The following is a 21859-nucleotide window of genomic DNA, read 5'->3' as shown; positions in this document are numbered from 1 at the left end:
TTGAATTATAGAATCATTATTGAAAACGATCCATTTGAAAGCAAACTGTCATACGAAACCAAATCCAAGCCTTTGTTTTTTTATTGTAAAATTCATTAATGAAAGTTAATAGATGACTGATAACGTTAAGATTATATGATAAATTAAAATTTTCAATCAACGGTAAAGGAACTCTAATGATGAAAAATATGATTTCACTTGCTGGTGCAGCGAGCGTCCTAACCGCATGCGCGGTACAAAATCCACCAGCAAGCGTGAGCGCACCTAAAGCTTTAGTGGCTGACATGATCGTTACCAATGCTAAAGTAGCTGTGATGGATGATAAGAGAAGTACTGCCGAGGCGATTGCGGTAAAAGATGGGAAAGTATTACGTACAGGTAGCGATGAAGATATCCTACGTTTACGTAGTGAGGATACGCAAGTTATTGATGGTAATGGTAGAACGTTGATTCCGGGTCTTAATGACTCACATCTACACGTGACGCGTGGTGGTCGTTTTTATAATACCGAACTACGCTGGGATGGCGTTAAATCATTAAAAGAAGCCTTGCGAATGTTAAAAGAGCAAGCGGATAGAACGCCTGAAGGTCAGTGGGTACGTGTGATTGGTGGCTGGTCACCGCATCAGTTTGAAGAGAAGCGCATGCCAACTATTGAAGAGATTAACGAGGCGACGGGTGATACCCCTACCTTCGTATTGTACTTATACAGTCGCGGTTGGCTGAATGAAGCGGGACTCAAAGCCTTAGATATCGATGAAAACACTAAGCCGCCTAATGATCAAAGCCGTTATGAAAAAGATAAAAACGGTAAGCTGACGGGTGTACTTTTGGCTGAACCCAATGCCATGATTTTGTATAAAGTGATTGGCGCATTGCCAGCCCTATCTAAAGAGGAGATGATTAACTCCACCAAGCACTTCAACCATGAGCTTAACCGTTTTGGTCTCACCAGTGCGATTGATGCAGGCGGCGGTGGCCATACGTTCCCAGAAGACTATGAAGCTTCTAAAGCCCTAGCAACCAGTGGTAATTCGTCACTACGCATCTCGTACTATTTATTCCCACAAAAAGCGGGCGAAGAGCGCGCTGCCTTTGAGAAGTGGATGGCGAACAACGAGGCCTCTGTTAATGAAGACACCGCTCTAGAGCATGGTTATGAGTCAAAAGGTGGCGGCGAGTATATGACGTGGGCAGCAGGTGACTTTGAGAACTTCCTCGCACCGAAGCCATTTATTAAAGACAATGAAGGCTGGCGCGCGCAAACCAAAGAAATTATTCAAATGCACGTGAATGAGGGCTGGCCATTTAGACAGCATTCAACCTATGGTGAAAACACTAAACTCATCGTTGACTTGGTAGATGAGATTGACCGTGAAAACAACGGCAAAATCCGTAACGATATGCGCTGGGCCATTGATCACGCAGAGACGGTGAACGATGAGACGTTGAAAGAAATTAAACGTTTAAATGGCGGAATCTCTGTTCAAAACCGGATGTCGTATGCTGGTGAATACTTCGTCGAGCGTTATGGCAAAGAAGCGGCTAGTACTGCGCCACCATTCAAAAAGATTTTTGATATGGGTATCCCGCTAGGTGCTGGTACGGATGGTACGCGAGTATCAAGCTATAACCCTTGGATTGCTTTATATTGGCTGAGCACAGGTAAGACTGTTGGGGCCACCCAGTTGTATGGCAAGGACAATGTATTATCAAGAGCAGATGCTTTGCAAGTGTATACCAAAGGCAGTGCATGGTTCTCCAATGAAGAAAAAGTAAAAGGCACCCTAGAACCTGGCATGTATGCAGACTTTGTATTGCTATCTGATGACTACTTCACCGTACCTGAAGAAAAAATCAAAGGTATCGAATCCGTATTAACGATTGTAGATGGTAAGCCAGTTTATGGTGCTAAAGAATATAAAAAGTTTGATCCAAAATTGCCTGCTGTTATCCCAAGCTGGTCACCAGTGAAGTATTACGGTGGCTTTCAAAACGCGAAATAAGTTGTTGAGGTAAATAATTTTGTCTTATGTAGAAATCGGTCTGTGCGCAGGCCGTTTTTTTGTTTGAAACTTCCTCATTAATATATTAATCCCTACCTTATAAATATGAAGTCAGTAAAATTGAATGCAATCCACGCTGGATCGTCACTCTCATAACGTCATCTACATGGCCTAAAAGCCATTCATAAAAATTTTGTTTCATATCAGAAACAAACCGTTTAGAATAAATAATAGCTATTTTCTGGGCACATAGCTTTTATAAGCTGTCATGTCGATAGGTAAATATGACTTGAATGATAAAAAAATCTTGCAGTGCCCCTAACAATTCTTTTATATTGTCCCCCAAAACATGAGACTAGAAAGAATTTAATAGGCGTAACAGGGCTCGTGATGAGAGCAGTGGTTATAATCATATTGATTTGAATACCCAGCTTATTACTGAGAGTTACGTACACCAAGGATGTAAGTTATGTGGAAAAATATGGGACTGACGGGCAAGATTATCGTTGCCATGGTGCTCGGTATTATACTGGGTTTATTTATAAATTATTCCGGACTAAACGCTGAAGGCGGCTTTGTTAATACGTATATTACCAATGGCTTCCTTGCTATCATCGGTAAGCTATTCGTTAACTCACTCAAAATGCTAGTTGTACCTTTAGTATTAATCTCTCTTATTTGCGGGGTTTGCGGTATTGGTGACATCCGCTTGCTTGGCCGCATTGGTACCAAGACTTTTCTCATCTATATGATGACGACAGCATTAGCTATTGCGACGGCCATTGGACTGGGTATCGTGTTTGGCATTGGTAAAGGCATGAACGTCGAGACCGCAGCAGAATTTGAAGCGGCCTCAGCGCCACCACTGCTTGATGTATTCTCCAATATTATCCCATCCAACCCTATCAGTGCGATGGCAAATGGCGATATGTTATCCATCATTTTCTTTGCCGTTCTAATCGGTATCAGTATCTTGATGGTTGGCAAGCCCGCTAAAGGTTTGGTACAGAGCTTGGAATTAATCAATGAAGTCATCTTAAAGATGGTGACCATCATTATGAACCTTGCTCCTTATGGTGTATTTGCACTGTTGACCAAAGCCATGGCAGAGCTGGGTTTAGATCTTATTTGGTCATTATTGGGTTATGTTGCCGTACTGGTTGGCTCACTGGCTTTCCATTTCTTTATTACGATGATGATCGTGCTCAAGCTATTCTCAGGTTTATCAATCAAGACCTTTTTGGCAAAAATGCGCGAAGTTCAGATTTTTGCATTTAGTACTTCAAGCTCGAATGCCACCATTCCGATTACCTTGCGTACAGTCACCAAGCGTATGGGTGTTAATAACTCAGTCGCTTCGTTTACCGTTCCTTTTGGTGCAACCATCAACATGGATGGTACGGCTATCATGCAAGGGACAGCGACCATTTTCATTGCCAATATTTACGGTATTGATTTGGGCGTGACCGAATATCTGACTGTTATCTTAATGTCGGTATTGGCCTCTATCGGTACTGCTGGTGTACCGGGCGTTGGCTTGATTATGCTATCTATGGTATTTGCCCAAGTCGGCTTACCTATTGAAGGTATTGGCCTTATCTTAGGTGTGGATCGTATCTTAGATATGTTACGTACCGCAGTAAACGTTGGTGGCGATGCAGCAGTGACCGCTATTGTGGCAAAATCAGAAAATAAAATGGACGTTGCTATCTATAACGATCCTAATGCTGGTGCCAAAGACGTATTTGATGGTCATATCGATGAAGACAACGAGCGTGCGTTCTCTGAAGTCTTTAGCGATGGCCTGATGGGTAGTGAGTACGATGATGTTGATCGTCGTCGCTAACCCTTAACATTGAATAGATATAAAAAACCTCAGTCAAATTGGCTGAGGTTTTTTGTTGGGATAATCCACATAAAGATGTTGTACATTATGGGAAGATTAGCCAAGCATGTACTTAGTCAGCATGGCTAAGCATACCAGCACAATCATCGGACGAATTAGCCTACTGCCACCCTTGACCACCATATGTGAGCCAAAATAAGCCCCTATCGTTTGTCCAACCATCATTGCCAGACCTACTTTCCACAAGACATTACCGCCCAAAATGAAGAAAATCAGCGAGCCAATATTGGTAGATAAGTTCAAGACCTTTGCCGCACCTGTCGCTTCGATAATCTGACGACCACGTAGAGCGACATTACCAAGCGCAAAGAACATACCAGTTCCCGGGCCAATATAACCATCATAAAAACCAATTAAAGGCGCAACGACTTTTTGCCATTTACCTTCTGAAATGCGCGGTGCTGCTTCTACTTCGCCAAGCCTAGGTGCAAATAAGGTATAAATACCGATAGCAGCAATCAAGAAAGGAATCAGCTTTTCGAGCAAGTCAGGCGGAGACATCTGCACGGCGATAGTACCGATAACAGAACCGATGAACGCGGCAATAATAGCGACCTTGATACGCTGAGGCTTGACGACACCTTTTCTAATCATCGTAATAGAGGCAGCAAGCGCGCCTGAGGCTGCTTGTAGCTTATTGGTGCCAAGTGTCAGCACTGGCGGGATATTGGCCAGTAGCATGGCTGGTATGGTCAACAGTCCACCGCCACCCGCGATAGCATCAATAAAGCCAGCAAGCGCGGCTACCGCAGTGAGCATCAAAATAACTTCTAGGGATAACGATAAGTCCATGAAACTGACCTTGTAATAATATTCTAATAAAAACAACAGTAAGCGCTAGACTATTAGCCTAGAGCTCATTAACATCAACATGAATATCAAAATAGAATAAAGAGTAAGTTGAGAGTTTTATTGAAAAGCAGTTAATTCACAAATAGATGCGGCCCATTATAGAGTTAAAACTATAAAAAAAACCAAAACGTAACAAAGTCTGTTAGATTTACTAGTTAGTATCCGCCTACTGAGCGGTAAACACTATCTGTCTATGGGCACTATCATGTCACGGCATTATATTTTATGATGGCGGTCGCAAAGCTATCTAGAAAAATAGCTAGACTGTCATATCCTAATAATGGCTGTTGCGAGTATCTATAGCAAAACATAGAATACCTTATAGCAATAAAAAAACTTCAAGGAAGAAGTCTTTAGGCCAAAGATATTTAACCGGTCGTAGTAGCGCTATCAATCATATTATTGTCTTTATATCGCCTGTCATGACCTTGCGCGGTAGACTGATATATATTGTTTAACGCATTTTATTGTTTATATTGATGAAATTATGAGAAACTGAAGCGAGCTATCCGTAATATTACGAAGTTGATAGATAGGCGTTTGAGTTTACTGTACGTATTTAGCAAATGAGGATGATATGGCAATACGAAGGGTTAAAGCGTTTTTTGAATTTGAGGCAGCAGGCGGTATTGTCTTAGCGTTGGCGGCTATTGCTGCAATGATTATTGCCAACTCCCCCCTTAGTGTTTGGTATCAAGGTTTTATTCATGCACCCGTCGCCATTCAAATTGGCGACTTTGCAATTGCCAAAGACGCTCATCATTGGATAAATGATGGTCTCATGGCGATTTTCTTTTTCTTAGTCGGACTTGAGCTCAAACGCGAAGTGCTCATTGGCGAGTTATCTAACGTTAAGCAGATTATATTACCTGCTGGTGCTGCATTAGGCGGCATGATTATGCCAGCCATTGTCTATCTAATGTTCAACTATAGTGAGCCTGAGTTTTGGAAAGGCTGGGCAATTCCAGCAGCAACTGATATTGCGTTTGCTCTCGGTATTTTGAGTCTTTTAGGTAACCGCGTACCCAACTCATTAAAAGTGTTTTTAGTATCAATTGCTATCTTTGATGATATTGGGGCGATTTTAATCATCGCTTTGTTTTATACCAATGACTTATCACTAGAGTCATTAGCGGTCGCGGGCTTGTGTTTGCCTTTCTTATATTTACTTAATCGTCGCAACGTCACCAGCATTACGCCTTATCTGCTCATCGGTGTCATTATGTGGATTGCGGTACTCAAATCCGGTATTCATGCGACTTTAGCAGGGGTGGTTTTAGCACTATTTATTCCTATGTTCGACCGTACTGATCCTGAACACTCACCGCTTGAAGAGCTAGAACATGATTTACATAATACCGTTGCCTTTGGTATTCTGCCATTATTTGCCTTTGCCAACTCCGGTATATCGCTAAAAGGTGCAGGTCTTGCTGAGCTATTCCATTCAGTGCCACTTGGTATTGCCGCAGGTCTATTCATCGGTAAGCAGATAGGCGTAATGGTCATGTGCTGGTTGATCTTTAAACTTGGTATCTCAACCATGCCAAGAGGTATGAATTACAAGCAAATCTATGGTGCCGCTTTACTGTGCGGTGTTGGTTTTACCATGAGCTTATTTATCGGTGGCTTGGCATTTGCTGGCGATACCACGCTATTCGATGAACGTTTAGGCATCATTATGGGCTCGATCGTATCTGGTATTGCTGGTTACATCATGCTAAAACTAAGCTTAAAAGATAGTGTCAGCGGGACATCAGTGGATTTAACTCGTCATTGATATTTGTACCGAAGGTTTAGACATAGGCAGTAACTATTATGAGTCTTATGATATAAATTGAGCTTCATAATGCGCTAACAGTTTATAACAACTGTTAGCGCATTTGATTATCAGTAGCGCCAGCTATGATGGTACATTATAAATATGAAACCCAAAACTCCTTCTAAAAGTGATACCGACATCTCTAATGAGCAGCTTATACAGCATAAAAAATCTGTAGCGAGCTATCAGCGTCATGGGCGTACTACTGCCATTACAGATCATAGTGATCTACAAGTCCTACGCCGTATCAGGCGTTACTTGCTACCTAAAGACTTCACTATCTCGCAAGATTTATTAGAGGAGATAGTAGCTGGTTACGATATTGGTGATCCGCTGGCGGATGCGTTGGCGGCTGATGGGATTCGCTTTGGCCGTCCGCTACAGAATTTGATAGTCGATGGTAACGTAAATCCTAGTATCAATATTGACCTTACTACTAACCCATCATTTAGCTCATTAACTGAGCAATTTAGCAGTCACCCTGATTGGTTTGATCCCAAGCTTGCGCAAATTGGTGCGGTCGCCTATCGCCGTTATCCGCTGATGCTCATTTGGCTACTGCGTAACGTTGCACTAATGGCAGGCTACAGCATCCCTGCTCTCTCGCTACCGCTCATTCAGACCGGTGCCTTGATGCATGACGCTCTACCACGCTTGATGCGTACCTACGCTTATATCCTAGCGGTATCTGAACACCCACAACTAGACTCTAGCGCGCATCATAATCATAATAATAACCGCAAACCTATTGACCAAGTATTAGCGATCGGCTCTGAGGGCTGGCGCCAGTCAATCCATGTACGTCAGATTCATACATTGGTACGCCAAAACTTGCTTAAAGGTAAAGGCAATGCTGCCGCAGGCGTCATACCAAATGCCGATCAACATCATAATCCTGATGGTACTTGGAATACGGCCTATTGGGGTATCCCCATTAATCAGACAGATATGATTGCGACTCACTTGCAGTTTTCACTATTAATTATGCGTGGATTGCAGCTGCTGGGAGCACGGATTAGCACAGAAGAAGCTGAGGGCATCTTGCATCTGTGGAATCTTGCCAGCTACTGGATGGGTGTTGATTTGCAGCGTTTGCCAAAAGATGAAGCCGCCTGCTGGGAATGGCTATATACTTATTTATCCATTCAGCAGCTTGACTTTAAAATGGGCAGACCACTTGCCAAAGCCTTGCACGATTTGCCACGCCAGCTAATGGGTGAGGACAATCGACGTGGACGCTTCGTTGAGATGGTCAATGCTAGTGTGACACGCACCATAGTCGGTGATGATGTTGGTGATGGACTACAATTGCCCAAATCAAAGATACGTTTTGGGGTACTGTCTTCAGTGCCTATCTTGTTCGCTCTTGATACGGCTCGCCAACACAATAGTGCCGTTGCTGACAAGCTTGAGCAGTTCCGCGCTAAGCGCCAAGATAATATGAACTGGTGGCTTAAGAAAAACGATGACTACTATAAATAAAAAATATAGCTCAAGAATATTATTAGTAGTAAATAGAATATCCTGAACCATTATTAATAGCGTCGACAATAACTATAATAAATCCACAAAAAGCGTGTTTGGTGATGCTCTGTGTTAAAGGGTTCTACGTTAAATAAGTGTATATTAAAAGGTTAGACGCTATAAGACTATAACCTTCACAGCCTTGTGTTTTGTATACGGTAATACCATTCAAGCTGCCGATCAAACCCAGTTTCTAGTAGGCTGGCAATGACGCGTCCCGTCAGACCCCACACTGTTTCACCCTCCACTTGCCAGCTGGGTGTGAGTATGGTCGAGGTTTCATCCTGCATCGTGTACTCTACCGAATACTCTACGGTTGGCTGCGTGAGTAACGTTTCAAAATCTGCCCAAAAGATGCGCGATATCTCCCCCATCTCAGGCACCAACACTAAGCCTGGAGCAATGAGAGCTACGATTGGGCGCACACTCATGCCACTTTTAGAGGTTTGAATAGGTAATTGGCCGAGCAGCTGTACTTTATTTGGCGGTAGTGCAGTCTCCTCACAAGCTTCACGTAAGGCAGTGACGACATTATTGCCATCGCCTATTTCATACTTACCACCAGCGCATGACACTTCCCCAGCGTGACTATTCATGTGTGCAGCGCGGCGCGTTAGTAGCAGCTTTGGATGGCGCTCATGGGTGATGGCGACCAGTATCGAGGCATCAGCAATCGGTGTCTGATATAGACTGTCTAAAATTCGAGCACTTTGAGAGGTATTGTAAGAGCTATACATCGCTGGACTGGTGACTGCATTTAAGGTCTCATGCTGCACCCGCTCAGCCAACTTTCTGAGTGTAGGTTGACGAATCAACGTTGGTACAACGACTGACAGTTCATCAAAACTTGCAGACTGCGGATGTATTAACATTATAATCGGCCTATATTTTTATCAGTATTAAGTGTCGTTAAGAAGTTTTATTAAGAAGTATCACTAAGTTAGGTTATCCATAAAAAAGTCTCAAAAAGAAGACTTATCATGAATCAAGTAGCTAAATTTATCAGTATATTATTTAGGAAACGCTAGTGAATAAGATTTTTTCATTAAATAAGATGCAAGGCAAAATCGATGACTGCCCCCAACGATTACCCTTATTTATTATTGGGCTTGCTTGGCTAGGCGGTACGCTAGCAACAGCAGCACTGGCCTTAATTGGTAGTTGGCAAAATGTCGCCATGATTTTGGGCTCATTTGGCGCTAGCTGTCTGCTTATTTTTGCTTATCCAGAAAGCCCGTTTGCTCAACCTAGAAACATCGTTGGTGGTCATTTTATTACCACCTTTACTGGTTTATCTTTTATGTCTATATTCGGTATTGAGTGGTGGAGCTTGGCACTCGCTGTCGGTACTGCTATTGCCCTCATGCTACTGTTTCGAGTACCGCACCCGCCAGCAGGTTCAAACCCATTAATCGTCATGCTTGGCGGTGTTAAGTGGCACTTCTTAATCACACCAACTTTGATAGGTGCACTCGCCTTAGTAGTCGTTGCCTTGATTTATAACAACATCGGCAGAGGCAGGCATTATCCCAGGTATTGGTAGTTTCGCTAAGCTATATACTAGCTTTTATCATAGCCTAAATTAGCGCCATCTAGTCACCACTACGTAAGCTTTACGTGACTGGCTGTTCTTAAACAGGGCAGTCATACCCTATTAACTAGTATATTAACAACTTTTAATTTAAGGCATGTTTGCTCTATTGCTGATAAATGACGTGTTCATGTTACCAACATTCAGCACCGCGCTGTTTTATGCTATCTTAAGATAAAGTTTAGAACTAGAATTATATCTTGTGGTTATACTTATAAAAGCACCACACCGATAAACATATTCAAAAAATCAAAAAACCACTTATCTCTCTTGTTATTTCATCAAAATAAGGCAGTTGATATGCGCTATTGTCTAGAATGCGGTCATGAAGCAGAACGCAAAATACCAGCTACTGATAATATACCGCGCTTGGTATGCCCAAATTGTGGTTATATTCATTACGAAAACCCAAAAGTAATTTGTGGCTCCTTAGTAGTGTATAAAGACAGAGTACTGCTATGCCGCCGCGCTATCGAACCTCAATATGGTTTATGGACCATACCGGCCGGCTTTATGGAAAACGGCGAAACGATGGCTGAAGGCGCAGCACGCGAGAGCTTTGAAGAAGCTGATGCGGTGGTAATCAATCCGAATTTATACTGCATTTATGATATTCCAGATATTGGTCAAATCTACAGTATATATTTGACCGATCTAAAGGATGGTGCCTACGGTATCGGCTCTGAAAGCCTTGATTGTGCATTATTTAGTGAAGAAGACATTCCATGGGATACCATTGCTTTTGAAGCAGTACGTCGCACCTTGACCAGCTATTTTGCTGATCGTAAACAGTTTGATGAGCTGTCCGACTTCCCTATTCATCAAGATCTTATCGGTAAGGATCAAAGTATTAAACGCTATTAAATTGTATACGAAATAGCAAAAGCCAAGCATTACGCTTGGCTTTTTTTGCATTATCTCTTCTGTAATAAAGCCTCTTAGCTTTTAATTTTGCAAACCTTAAAGTCTAAGTTTTTGATCTCATCTTCTTTATCATATGGCGCGAGTACCGCACGCACATGTTTTTGCCCTTGCAAGTATTGCTTGGCCACGCGCTGCAAGTCATCGACCGTCACTGCCAAAATCGATGCACGCATTTTACGTTGCCAGTCTGCACCGCGATTATGCAGGTCAGCAAAACAAGCTTTAACAGCTTCTCCTGCTGGAGAGCCTGGCTTATCCATACCTGAGATAATCCCCAAGATAGCTTCTTCTAACTGCTCATCTGTTTGCGGCTCATTCAGTAACCATTCGATACTGGCATCGAAGTGTGCAAAAGTTTCGGCGCAATGCGGATCACGATAGCTAAAGAACTTAAACGAGCAAGCATTGGCATCGTAACCAGCACCGCCACCATAAGCACCACCGCGCTCACGGATAGCACTGTGCAGATAACCATTGCGTAGATAAGGTGCTAATACCATTAGTGCTGCCGTGTCCGGATGATCAGCAGCTGGAACGGTATAGGCGCTAGCATTATGATAGACGTTGGTCGGAACTAGCCAAGCCAAATCTTCAACATCGACAGTAGTACCACTTTCTAGTGCTCTGACCGCGTCTTTTTCACCATTGAGAGCTGCATCTAGTTTTAAATCCGCAAACTCGCTTGGGATATTATCTTCAATACCCGCATCAGAACCTTTTAACCTTTCAGCCAGCTCTGGCGCACGGCTGTCTTTCCAGCTATCGATAATCAAGTTGCTTAAGCGTTCGGTTTGCTCCGCTTCACAAATGATAACGGCATGTTTGGGTAAGCTAATTAAACGCTGATGTAAGTCCATCAAACTAGTTGCCAGCTGATCCCATTGCGCATCATCTTGACTGGCATGCGTCAAAAACTCTTTAAGCGCATTAAGTGCCGGCAAGCCACTGCGTACATACTCTAGCTGCGCTTGACGACTCATACCGCGACTGGCAGTTTGCATCGCATAAGCATGTCCTGAGCCCGCAAGGTTTGACTGCCAGCCTGCTTGACGCTGCTGCAAGATCTCTTTGATACGATCATGCTCAGTAAAGACGCTATGCTCCATCACTTCTTTGAGCAAATCAATGGCTTCAGGTTTACGATTGAGCGCGCGCGTTGCCACGACAAAGTAGCTGCTAATTGATTGGCTATCATCAATGTCCGTGCGCTGGCTGATACGCGCCGTCACCCCTGATGAATGCGCTGCTTGCTTAGCTTGCAGCTCATGAGCACTTAAAGAGTCCGTACCTAGCTCAGACAGCAAGCTTAAATATATAGGCAATAGCGGATGATTAATGACTTCATTAACTGGTAACTCACTTGTATCCTCGTGACCAATCGCATCCGTTAACGGCACAATCACTTGATAATAATATAAGCCATTGGTGCCCGCTTCATATTCAAATAAAGTGCTGTCTTGCCCGCTTAGATGTACTTGTTTTTGCGTGCCTTGCTTAAAGCTGATATCCGTTGGTACGTCTTCCAAACCAACTTTCGGTAATAAACTCAAATCATCAGGTGCTGCTTGGCGAGCTGCCAAATCTAATGCTTGTTTATGCAGGATATCTTTATCATCAGCCGTCATATTCATAGCGATAGTATCAAGACGAGTCTGCTCAGCTGCTGCCAGACGAGCTGATTTTTCACTATCTGGCGTTAGCGTCACGCGGACACGATGCTGATTATCGAGTAAATGCTGTTTAATTAAATTAGGCAACCATTGCTCATCTTTTACCTGTTCACGCAGCCATTGTAGATGCTCATCAACTTCCCACACATCGATAGGATTGCCATCATGTATCGCTGTACTAAAGCCTTCTAACATCAAATTCAGACCATAAGGCATGCTATCACCGCCGATATGACGTTGATCAATCTCAATCTGATGTAGGATGGTTTCAATAGTTTCATCATCGATTGGTGTACTAGCAACTTTAGCCAGCAAGTCCATAATGCCCTGCTCTACCGCATCGGCATGCTCAGGGTTTGAACCACGTAATCCAGTATAAAAGACCATCTCATAATGGCTGTCGTCCAGTCCTAATAACGGACTTGGCGAGGTTCCTAGCGGATGACTATCCAGATACGCACGCAACGGCGAACCAGAATGCTCAATCAACACCCCTTCTAACAAACGTAATGCAAGGCGCTGTTTGGGATCGGTAATCGACGGTAGTAACCATGCAACCACATGATGGGTTTGATCAGGGCCAGCTTCGTCAGCAGTATAAGTATCTGTGGCACTAATCGGCGCAGACAAACGCTGCTCCGGACGCGAGACGTGTTTTTTACCTGCTTCAAACTGAATCAAAGCATCTTCATGTATTTTTGCTTGAGTCTCAGCAACCGGAATATTACCAAAGCTCATGATGATACTGTTCGATGGATGATAATGGCTTTGATGAAACTCAACCAACTCATGATGCGTCAGATCAGGAATATCAGCAGGATCGCCACCTGAATTATAGTGATACGTCGTCGTTGGGAATAAATGATGAGCGACCGCATGATAGAGCTGATCAATCTCACCGCTCATGGCACCTTTCATCTCATTAAAGACGATACCTTTAAACTGCGGCTTATCATTTTCGTCTAATTCTACGCGAATACCTTCTTGAGCAAAGTCGAGCGGGTGAATATTGGGGAAAAATGACGCATCAAGATACACGGCAAGCAAGTTAAAGTAATCGTTTTTGTTTTGGGTGGCATACGGATACGCTGTCCAATCGGCAGCGGTCATCGCATTCATAAAAGTATTGAGCGAGCGCTTAATCATTGAAAAGAATGGATCACGTACTGGGAACTTCTCAGAACCACATAAAGCAACATGCTCTAAAATATGTGCCTCGCCCTTTGAATCCATTGGCTGAGTGCGAAAGCCCACTAAAAAAGCATTTTCATCACTTGCATGCGCCAAATGATAGTGCATCGCTCCCGTTTTGACATGCTGACTGATCAGCACATCCATTGATAGCGCCTCAATATGGCGATGCTCAATCAGCTCAAATGCTGGATGCAAAGTTAAGTCAGCGGTAAATGGCGTGTCAGTCATAGTTGTCCTTAAAGCTCATAATGTAAATAATGCCCTTACGAGCAGGGTAAATAGATTGATAAAAATTGTCGTTATAAAAACTGTTGTACAGTGGTTATAAGTTATACAGTGTTTATAAATAGTCAGCTCTTATAAAAGAGTTGAACCTCAAAATTATTCTGGGAATTTTTTAAATTTAATCATTTAAAATAATTGGCCTAGCGCTAATAGATGGGGCTCGCACATTGATAAGTCAAGTCAGCAGGAGACAAACTATGACTACGAGCAGTTTAATGAAGGCTTGATGAACATTTATTAATTGTGCAACAACTACTTAATAACGACCACCTCATTCATTACCATCCTCACAACCGAACCCACACAATTACCACAACTAAAATATGGATTTAACCTTAACAAAGATGTTCAGCACTGTTACTATGAAGTTACTACTAATAGGAGCGCATTATGAGCTACCAACATATTTTACTGGTTACCGACTTGCTATCTGATGCCGATATAGTTGCTCAAAGAGCCAAACGTATCCTCGCAGGCTCCCCTGAAGCTAAGTTATCGGTACTGCATATCGTTGAAGATGACATGGTGCGCTTTGGCTACGAGCTAGTACCCGCATCTAGCCTCTCAGGTGATGTCGATGGCAAACATTGGCAAGAAGCACGAGCTAAACTCGCACAGTTCCTTGCACGTAATAATTTACGAGCAGTCAATTCTGAGGTCACTGCTGCCATCTCTAACGATGAAGGTATTGTTAATTACTGTCGTAAAAAGGACGTTGACTTACTTATTATCGGACGTCATGAGCGCCACGGTATCGCTGCATGGTTAATCGGTGCAACCGCAGATAATATCTTGCCCAATGCTCCTTGCGATAGCCTAGTCGTCAAACTTGATCAGCCAGTACCCCAATAAGTTTGGCATGGCTGTCTATCCATTTGGCTGCATCAGTTTGGTTCTATAAGTTTGGCTGCAAAATTAGACATGCTTAAATCCTATCAAAAAGCATAGCGGACTATGTGCCAGTACATATCTAAAGGCCACAATCCATTACTTAACAGCAGTCAATAGTAGTGCTATAGTTAAGACTACTTGCTACGAGGAGACCCTCATGACTTACCAACATATTTTACTGGTTACTGACCTATTATCCGACGCCGACATAGTTGCTCAAAAAGCTAAACGCATCGTTGATAATCGTCCTGGTTCCAAGCTATCGGTACTACATATTGTCAAAGATACTATGGTAGGCTTTGGTTATGAGTTGGTACCTGCCTCGAGCTTATACGATGAGATTGACGATGAGCGCTGCCAAGAAGCGCGCGCAAAGCTGGCAAAGTTTTTAGAGCGCAACGAATTAAATGCGGTAAATTCTGAAGTAACCACCGCCATCTCTAACAGTGAAGGTATCGTTAATTATTGTCATAAGCATGACGTTGATTTACTGGTCATCGGACGCCACGAGCGTCACGGTATTGCTGCATGGCTAAGCGGAGCAACGGCGGATAATATCTTGCCAAATGTGCCCTGTGATAGTTTAGTGGTCAGACTTGATAAACCAGTGTCAAAACGCAGCTAATTTATTGGGCGTAGATAGCACTTAGTATCAAACGCACAGTATCAAATACATAGTATTAGACACAAGAAAGCGCGCTGTAGACAGATATCTATGGCGCGCTTTTTTATGTTTAGTACTATATGTCTAACTGCCTTGTTCTTGAATAATATCTATAAAGGTTTGCCAAATCGGGCTTTGGTGACGGGCTTTATGCCAAACTAGCCACCATGTACGCGACAAATCAATGCCCGCTACTTTTACTTGTACTAGTTTTCCCGCCGCTAATTCTGTCTCAATAACATGTTGCGATAGGCAGCCAAGGCCAATATCTGCACTAACCATATGCTTGATGGCCTCCGACTGTTGAATCGCCATAATGACCTCGGCATCGGGTAGATGCTTGAGCAACTTCTCATCGATAATCTGCCGCGTGCCCGAACCTGCTTCACGTACTAGTAGCGGTAATTTGGCTAACTGCGCTATCGTAATATTATAAAGATTCTCATTTTCTTGATAATCAGCCAAACCTACCAACCATTTGCTATCGCGTTTAGCAAAGATCACCAAAGTATCTGTCCGCCATTCTCGCTGTTCAATGGCTTTCATATCTGTCGGACGCGGCATACCTTCTACTAAGGCAATATCAATATTTAACTGCTCGACTTCGCTAACCACTTCTTGGGTATTAGCAATATACATATCGACATTGGCATCCGGCAGCGCCTCGTATAGCTTGGCAAGCAGCGGTGGCAATACATAATTGCCGATAGTCGTACTCGCCCCAATATGAATCTGTCCTGCTTGATACTTATGATAATGCTCAAGCGTTAGTGACTGTCCCAAGATTGCTTGCGCTTGTACATAAACGGGATGGGCATTAGGGTGCTGATTGAGCCTGCGCCCTACGCGCTCAAATAATGGCATCTGCAATCTTGCTTCTAGTTCAGTCAGCGCGCTACTGACTGCCGACTGTGATAGGTGCAACTCCTCACTAGCACGACTGGTGCTACCCGTCTGATAAATACTAACAAATACCGCCAATTGTTTTAGCGTAATCTTCGGTAGCGTCTGCATCGCTTTTTTCATTATTAAATTACACCTTATGCCAGCCTCTCAATATCATTTATTGATATTAACTCCTTAATAATACCTTACTAACCTAAAATTTCGATAATTTATATCTTATTAATCTGTTTTTATTATAAATCAGGTTGGCTTATACTGTCTATTCATAAGCTTATGCTTATTTTGATTTTCTATAATAGGATGCGTCCGTCATGCACGCTTTTGCCCAGTCAGTGAATCATTATTTTCCAACTAACCGTCACTTAGCAGGGCTGGTTGTGGTTCTGATCGGTAGCCTATTTTGTTTATGGCTTAATACCAGTTTAGACACTTGGTCGAACGGCCGTATCGTTGGACTATCATCCTTAACATTAGCAATTTTGCTCGGTATGCTATTGGGCAATACGGTTTATGCTAATTTCGCTGAACGCCTAAATGCTGGGGTATGCTTTGCTAAAGGGCAGGTTTTACGCCTCGCCATTATGTTTTACGGCTTTAAGCTGACAATGACCCAGGTCGCCAGCGTTGGTATGCCAGCGATTATGACTGATGCGCTAGTATTGACTTCAACCTTTTTATTAACCTACTGGCTGGGTACTAAGTGGCTAAAAGTCGATAGAAAAACAACTTTATTAATTGGTTCAGGCGCTAGTATTTGCGGTGCAGCAGCGGTAATTGCAGCAGAGCCAGTGGTCAAAGCTGAAGCGCATAAAGTTACTATCGCTGTAGCAACGGTTGTGGTGTTTGGCACTATTGCTATGCTCCTCTACCCTTTCTTATATCATCTCGGTTGGTTGCAGCCGTGGCTGAATGCCCAACAGTATGGCATTTATACTGGCTCGACCATACATGAAGTGGCGCAAGTCGTAGTCGCTGGTAATGCTATTAGTCCTGAGGTTGGGAATACGGCTGTCGTGACCAAAATGATACGAGTCATGATGCTTGCGCCATTTTTACTTATCTTATCCTTTGCTTTAACCAAGGGCGACAATGAAAATAACGATGAGAAGTTGTCGTTTATAGCGCGTGTCAAACAAGTCAACGTACCGTGGTTTGCCTTTATTTTTATTCTTATCGTCATACTGCATACATGGGTGCCAATGTCTGAGGGCTTTGAGCAGAGTATGGTTATGCTAGATGACGTCTTGCTAACGATGGCGATGTTTGCACTGGGTTTAACGACCCATTTAAGCGCGATTAAGCAAGCTGGCGTTAAGCCGCTCATCTTAGGCGCTATTATGTTTGGTTGGCTGATCGTTGGCGGTGGTCTGATTAATATTAGCATTAGCTCTATCTAACTGATTCAATTACTTAATATAGTCAGCCCTAAATAAAGGAAGTACAAAATTATAACGCTCTACTGGGATGAGTTTTGCGCAGCCTCTGTCTGCGTAGGCACAGCAAGCAAGGAAAAATTATCCCAGTAGTGCTGTATTTATTTTATAGTGGATCGACTATACCTATCGCTCAACATTCATCACATTTTCCAAAATCAAAAATGCCTACGACTATCGCAATAGTACGTAGGCATTTTTAATTCTATACTTTGACTTCAAACCATTTGGCATAAAGCTCAAATTATAGATATTAAACTTTTGACATTAAATAGCTTACATTAAATCATAGACGAAAAAAAACGAACCCGAAGGTCCGCTTTTTTATTCATCTTGCTCTAACTATTATCTATAAAAGATAAATTAGATAGCAACGATGTTATGGGCTTGTGGGCCTTTTTGACCTTGAGTTACAGTGAACTCAACTTCTTGGCCTTCAGCCAAAGTTTTGAAACCTGAACCAGTGATTTCGCTGTAATGAGCAAAAACGTCTGCGCCAGTTTCTGGAGCGATAAAACCAAAGCCTTTAGCTTCGTTGAACCACTTAACTGTACCTTTTTGAGTATCTGACATACTAATAATCCTACTTTTTAATTTATTTGTGGCCTAGTGACCGGTAACGCTTGCAAATAGCTACTGAACGATAAATATTAAAACGAAGGATTATAACTAATACTACGAGGTAATGATTTGGTGCAGAACTGCTCTTAAGCTTGAGCGTATTATAAGACGCTAATCCCATTAGCGCAAGCTTTATCTCAAATTTCATGTAAACGAATATATAAAATCGTGCTTTTTATCCGCTATTTCGTGTTTATTTAGCGTTTGGAAGGCGGAACAAATACACCGCTACCCCACTACATACAACGGCTACCACCCATGCCATCCACATCATATCTGCTGGTATTTTATAAAACAACATAGCTGTAGATAATGCCATCATAATAGTCGCAAGCCACTTAGCGTAGCGCGGTACGGCATGATTATCTTCCCAATCACGGACAAACTTGCCAAAAAACTTATGATTGATCAGCCAAAAGTGAAAGCGTCGTGAGCTACGCGCCCAGCAGCCCGCTGCCAATAATATAAACGGCGCTGTCGGCATTACGGGCAATAACACCCCAACAATACCTAAAACAAAGAATATCCAACCCATGATAAGAAAAGTCCAACGCACCGTAGGGTTAGCGGACTGGTTGGTCTTTGGTCGGTAATAAAAGGCATTTTTCTTTTCAGTCATGAAAGTGATATCAGTTGGCGATAGAAAGTAGATAGCTAAAATTAAAATATGAATTCAAGTACGAATCTAAATCAAGAGTGATAGCTATCTATATAAGTGTGTAAGCATGCAATAACGTGTGAAACTGCGCAAGGTTATTTTTGCGACATTTTGCTATTAATAGGTATGCTTGGTTTGGGATTCGAATAAATCGGAAGATTCAAATGAGAGAAGAAACATTATCAACATGCCAATAAGTACCAGCCTTGAGACGTAGAAAATGTTTGTTCCGCTGTATGCTGAGGAAGTAATCGTCTATTTATAGATAAATTTAATTGAATAAAAAACCGCTCAAACCCTAGACTGTGAGCGGTTTCTGACTGTATGAAGCATTTTTGACAAATAGGTTCTAAACCAGTATCAACGCAATGATCGGGAATATCAAAAAATAACCAAAGACGGCCAAAATTGCGTACTTGGTCTCAATGTCTTTACCACTAAACTTCATTCTAGCCAGCGTATCGCCAAGTTTCAAAATCGAGATGCTATAAAAGTAAAATGCGAATAAAAGCAGCATAATACTAATAGTGAAGATCGCGAGGGCAGAAAGTGCGCCAAAGAAGACAACCGTTCCAGGGAATAAAATCTCACCCTTTATAATTAAAACCAATAGAACAATAGCGGCACCAGACGCAGACGCGTGGAAAAATATAATATCGTGCAAGGTGGCATCAGCTCTATAAAAGCTGGTCTCGATATCCAGCTTATCGCTACTTAGCGCTCTTGGCATAGCGTCTCTATCGATGATGGATTTATACCCTTTTATATTACTCACGGTAACAAGGAATGTAAAAAACGTCAGGGCGACCCAAAAGACTACGTGTATATTTATCATAGTAATTATCCCTAAATCTATGGAAACATCACTTAAAAATATTTTTTATACCAATACAACTCAAACATAATAATTTTTACTTATATAAACCCAACTCTTAAAAATTTCAGTGTTCTTACATTTATATTATCAGCCCTATCACGTTGATTTGTAATAAAATGTCTAATGCAAATCTTTACTGTAGTAGTGCTAGTCAGTAGCAGACAGACCGCTGTATTCGATGAACTGTGTATAAGTATGATTTGTTATGTTGACATAAAAAAACGCTCACAGTTTTGTGAGCGGTTTTTATTTATTGGGTTAAAAACTGCACCATAAATATTAAGTATATTTAATAAGCCATTAACTGCATTCGCTATTGTTCATCGTCACCCCAATATGTCGCAATTGCTTTAGGAAAGCAGTATTCTTTTGGCATCACGGTAATGGCGATTGGTACTAGTATCGACGTAGTCACCCCGCCAATACTGTCGCATGTTGCTCTGTCAGGAACGTTTTAATAGATAACCCGTAAGGTATTTTGAGGGCATAGATCTGAGCACTGAAAGTATTTAACTACCTCAGTGCCATGATGATAGCCTATGACCCGTTGCTGCGCGCCTTCGACTGGTGCCTTTTCCTTCTGTTCGGCTACACGAATAAGATCAGCATCAGTTAGCGTATTTTCGTTAGTAGGTGCAGTGACACAAGCTGCTAGGCTTATAAGCAATGCACTTAGGGTAAGAAATTTTACTCTTGGAATTATTGGCATTGTTTTCATAATAGTTACTCTCAATTTATCTCGCTACTAATCCTATCTCACGAGCTTCTTTAAGCCAGCTTGGAAACTCTTCCAGCATATTCTCATACAAAGCTTCTTCACTGATATCGTCTAAATCATCCAACTCAAAAAAGCTGCAATTATCAATCACGCGCCCTGTCATATCGTCTAGTTTTTTCAAGATGCCATAACCACGACCACCTAAGCCCACAAACTGCCAAAATATCGGTAGTTTCGCGGCTTCAGTCATGATCTTAGTGATACCGCGATTGTCACTCACCCCGCCATCACTTATAAACAAAATATAGATAGGCACATCCAACCCATCCTTTTGGTAAAACTCAGTCACAGCCTTCATGACTTCCGCTTCGTTATTCACGCGTGGGCCCAGTGCCCATTTGCGCCAGCCGCCATGAGCGTTGTCAATGAAACCGTCATAGTTGCTCAGCCCAATCTCACCCAAATACTGTGGATCTCGGGCAAACGCCCAGCAATCTAGCGCTTGGTCGTCATCGAAGTTCACTGCCAATGGCAATATGCGGTTGACCACTTCTTGCACGCGGCCTTTTTTGTACTGTCTATTCATTGAGCCTGAGGCATCTAACACCAACGCTACCTTTGCGGTTAATTGCTGCAATTGGCGTTTCTCAAGTGATATTGTGGCTTTTTTGGCCAGATTGACCAGTTTTGGTGCTTTGTCTAGCATGACCTTTTCTAATGAAGGTTTTGCTTGCACTGGCGTTGCGGTCGGCTCGAGTACTTGCGGGCTACTCTCTTCTACGTCACCACCGAAATGCTGCACAATGGCGGCAAGTCCACCGTTAAAGCCTTGCGCGACGTTGGATACTCGCCAAACGCCACTCTTACGATAAAGCTGCATCAGCATACTGGCTTGCTGCTGGGCAAAGTCTGCTGCTTGATATTCTGCCTGTACCTTTTGTGATTGCTGCCAAATGCCAATCTCTAACGATTGAATTTGATTCAGCGGTGTGTCAGCTGATAATACAAAAAACAAGCTGTCGATATTATCCGCCAGTTTGGATAAATTCACCTCAAACTCGGCTTGGATGCCTTGATTCACGGTTGGCTGCGACTCGTAATGGGTGAGCTTGATTTGCCCGCAAGGTGAGGTTGATTGATTATAAAACACCATGTAATCATCATTGATCAGTTTGCCCACTGCGTCTAAGGCAAAGCAGCTGATGTCCATCTCTATCGGGCTTTGGCGAGTGAACTTAAGCGTAATTGGTGCGGTATCGTCAATAGCAAGATTGCTTAGAGGCGCGCGTTGTCCAACGGTGAGATGGTTCATGGTGTTCC

Annotated in this window: 18 protein-coding genes; 9 read left to right on the top strand and 9 right to left on the bottom strand. The window is 42.6% G+C overall.

Translation table 11 applies throughout. The annotated features are described in order from the left end of the window. Positions 1 to 176: 176 nt before the first annotated feature. Together AAEY87_RS03820 and AAEY87_RS03815 are read left to right on the top strand one after the other, a co-directional pair. Positions 177 to 2006: an amidohydrolase gene (locus AAEY87_RS03820; RefSeq protein ID WP_350656011.1), complete on the top strand. Its 1830-nt coding sequence runs from the start codon at positions 177 to 179 to the stop codon at positions 2004 to 2006. A 469-nt stretch (positions 2007 to 2475) separates the two neighbouring features. Continuing rightward, on the top strand, positions 2476 to 3852 hold the full coding sequence (locus AAEY87_RS03815) for a dicarboxylate/amino acid:cation symporter (RefSeq protein ID WP_068037820.1): 1377 nt from the start codon (positions 2476 to 2478) through the stop codon (positions 3850 to 3852). A gap of 96 nt (positions 3853 to 3948) precedes the next feature. Here AAEY87_RS03815 and AAEY87_RS03810 read toward each other — a convergent pair whose 3' ends face one another. Further along, positions 3949 to 4704: a TSUP family transporter gene (locus AAEY87_RS03810; RefSeq protein WP_350656010.1), complete on the bottom strand. Its 756-nt coding sequence runs from the start codon at positions 4702 to 4704 to the stop codon at positions 3949 to 3951. Between the two features lie 637 nt (positions 4705 to 5341). Between AAEY87_RS03810 and nhaA the strand changes: the two genes are divergently transcribed. Next, positions 5342 to 6541: a Na+/H+ antiporter NhaA gene (gene nhaA, locus AAEY87_RS03805; protein ID WP_068037834.1), complete on the top strand. Its 1200-nt coding sequence runs from the start codon at positions 5342 to 5344 to the stop codon at positions 6539 to 6541. Between the two features lie 144 nt (positions 6542 to 6685). Further along, entirely contained in the window at positions 6686 to 8065 is a 1380-nt protein-coding gene (locus AAEY87_RS03800) for an oxygenase MpaB family protein (protein WP_068037843.1), read from the top strand. A gap of 176 nt (positions 8066 to 8241) precedes the next feature. On the opposite strand, the gene AAEY87_RS03795 is transcribed toward AAEY87_RS03800, so the two are convergent. Further along, positions 8242 to 8979, bottom strand: coding sequence for an NUDIX hydrolase (locus tag AAEY87_RS03795; protein WP_068329431.1), 738 nt, complete (start codon positions 8977 to 8979; stop codon positions 8242 to 8244). A gap of 155 nt (positions 8980 to 9134) precedes the next feature. Between AAEY87_RS03795 and AAEY87_RS03790 the strand changes: the two genes are divergently transcribed. Continuing rightward, complete coding sequence (locus tag AAEY87_RS03790) at positions 9135 to 9650, top strand: HPP family protein (RefSeq protein WP_228138862.1); 516 nt, start codon at positions 9135 to 9137, stop codon at positions 9648 to 9650. 348 nt (positions 9651 to 9998) lie between these two features. Then, positions 9999 to 10562 carry an NUDIX hydrolase gene (locus AAEY87_RS03785; RefSeq protein WP_068037849.1) on the top strand — a complete coding sequence of 188 codons (564 nt, stop codon included), beginning with the start codon at positions 9999 to 10001 and terminating at the stop codon, positions 10560 to 10562. Between the two features lie 74 nt (positions 10563 to 10636). Here AAEY87_RS03785 and AAEY87_RS03780 read toward each other — a convergent pair whose 3' ends face one another. Beyond that, positions 10637 to 13714: an insulinase family protein gene (locus AAEY87_RS03780; RefSeq protein ID WP_350656009.1), complete on the bottom strand. Its 3078-nt coding sequence runs from the start codon at positions 13712 to 13714 to the stop codon at positions 10637 to 10639. Between the two features lie 447 nt (positions 13715 to 14161). Here AAEY87_RS03780 and AAEY87_RS03775 point away from each other — a divergent pair, with 447 nt between their 5' ends. Next, positions 14162 to 14623 (top strand): universal stress protein, encoded by a 462-nt coding sequence (locus AAEY87_RS03775; protein ID WP_068037855.1) that lies wholly within the window; start codon positions 14162 to 14164, stop codon positions 14621 to 14623. A gap of 196 nt (positions 14624 to 14819) precedes the next feature. After that, entirely contained in the window at positions 14820 to 15287 is a 468-nt protein-coding gene (locus tag AAEY87_RS03770; RefSeq protein ID WP_068037856.1) for a universal stress protein, read from the top strand. Between the two features lie 123 nt (positions 15288 to 15410). Here the strand turns inward: AAEY87_RS03770 and AAEY87_RS03765 are convergent, their stop codons facing one another. Then, positions 15411 to 16352, bottom strand: a complete 942-nt coding sequence (locus AAEY87_RS03765) for a LysR substrate-binding domain-containing protein (protein ID WP_350656008.1) — start codon at positions 16350 to 16352, stop codon at positions 15411 to 15413. Between the two features lie 191 nt (positions 16353 to 16543). Between AAEY87_RS03765 and AAEY87_RS03760 the strand changes: the two genes are divergently transcribed. Further along, on the top strand, positions 16544 to 17629 hold the full coding sequence (locus tag AAEY87_RS03760; RefSeq protein WP_350656006.1) for a YeiH family protein: 1086 nt from the start codon (positions 16544 to 16546) through the stop codon (positions 17627 to 17629). A gap of 399 nt (positions 17630 to 18028) precedes the next feature. On the opposite strand, the gene AAEY87_RS03755 is transcribed toward AAEY87_RS03760, so the two are convergent. The 5 genes from AAEY87_RS03755 to AAEY87_RS03735 form a co-directional block, all read right to left on the bottom strand. Continuing rightward, a complete protein-coding gene (locus AAEY87_RS03755) occupies positions 18029 to 18238 on the bottom strand; it encodes a cold-shock protein (RefSeq protein ID WP_010201661.1) in 210 nt (69 codons plus the stop codon). 241 nt (positions 18239 to 18479) lie between these two features. Continuing rightward, positions 18480 to 18905, bottom strand: a complete 426-nt coding sequence (locus tag AAEY87_RS03750) for a YbaN family protein (protein WP_068037862.1) — start codon at positions 18903 to 18905, stop codon at positions 18480 to 18482. A gap of 388 nt (positions 18906 to 19293) precedes the next feature. Further along, positions 19294 to 19779, bottom strand: coding sequence for a hypothetical protein (locus AAEY87_RS03745; RefSeq protein WP_350656005.1), 486 nt, complete (start codon positions 19777 to 19779; stop codon positions 19294 to 19296). Between the two features lie 496 nt (positions 19780 to 20275). After that, positions 20276 to 20539, bottom strand: coding sequence for a hypothetical protein (locus AAEY87_RS03740; protein ID WP_350656004.1), 264 nt, complete (start codon positions 20537 to 20539; stop codon positions 20276 to 20278). Between the two features lie 16 nt (positions 20540 to 20555). Further along, positions 20556 to 21851 carry a VWA domain-containing protein gene (locus AAEY87_RS03735; RefSeq protein ID WP_350656003.1) on the bottom strand — a complete coding sequence of 432 codons (1296 nt, stop codon included), beginning with the start codon at positions 21849 to 21851 and terminating at the stop codon, positions 20556 to 20558. Between the last annotated feature and the right edge of the window lie 8 nt (positions 21852 to 21859).

The organism is Psychrobacter sp. S1-30-MNA-CIBAN-0213 (genome assembly GCF_040309845.1).
Classification (GTDB): Bacteria; Pseudomonadota; Gammaproteobacteria; order Pseudomonadales; family Moraxellaceae; genus Psychrobacter.
Note: the sequence above shows the minus strand (reverse complement) of the source record. Positions and strands in the feature narration are given on the sequence as shown.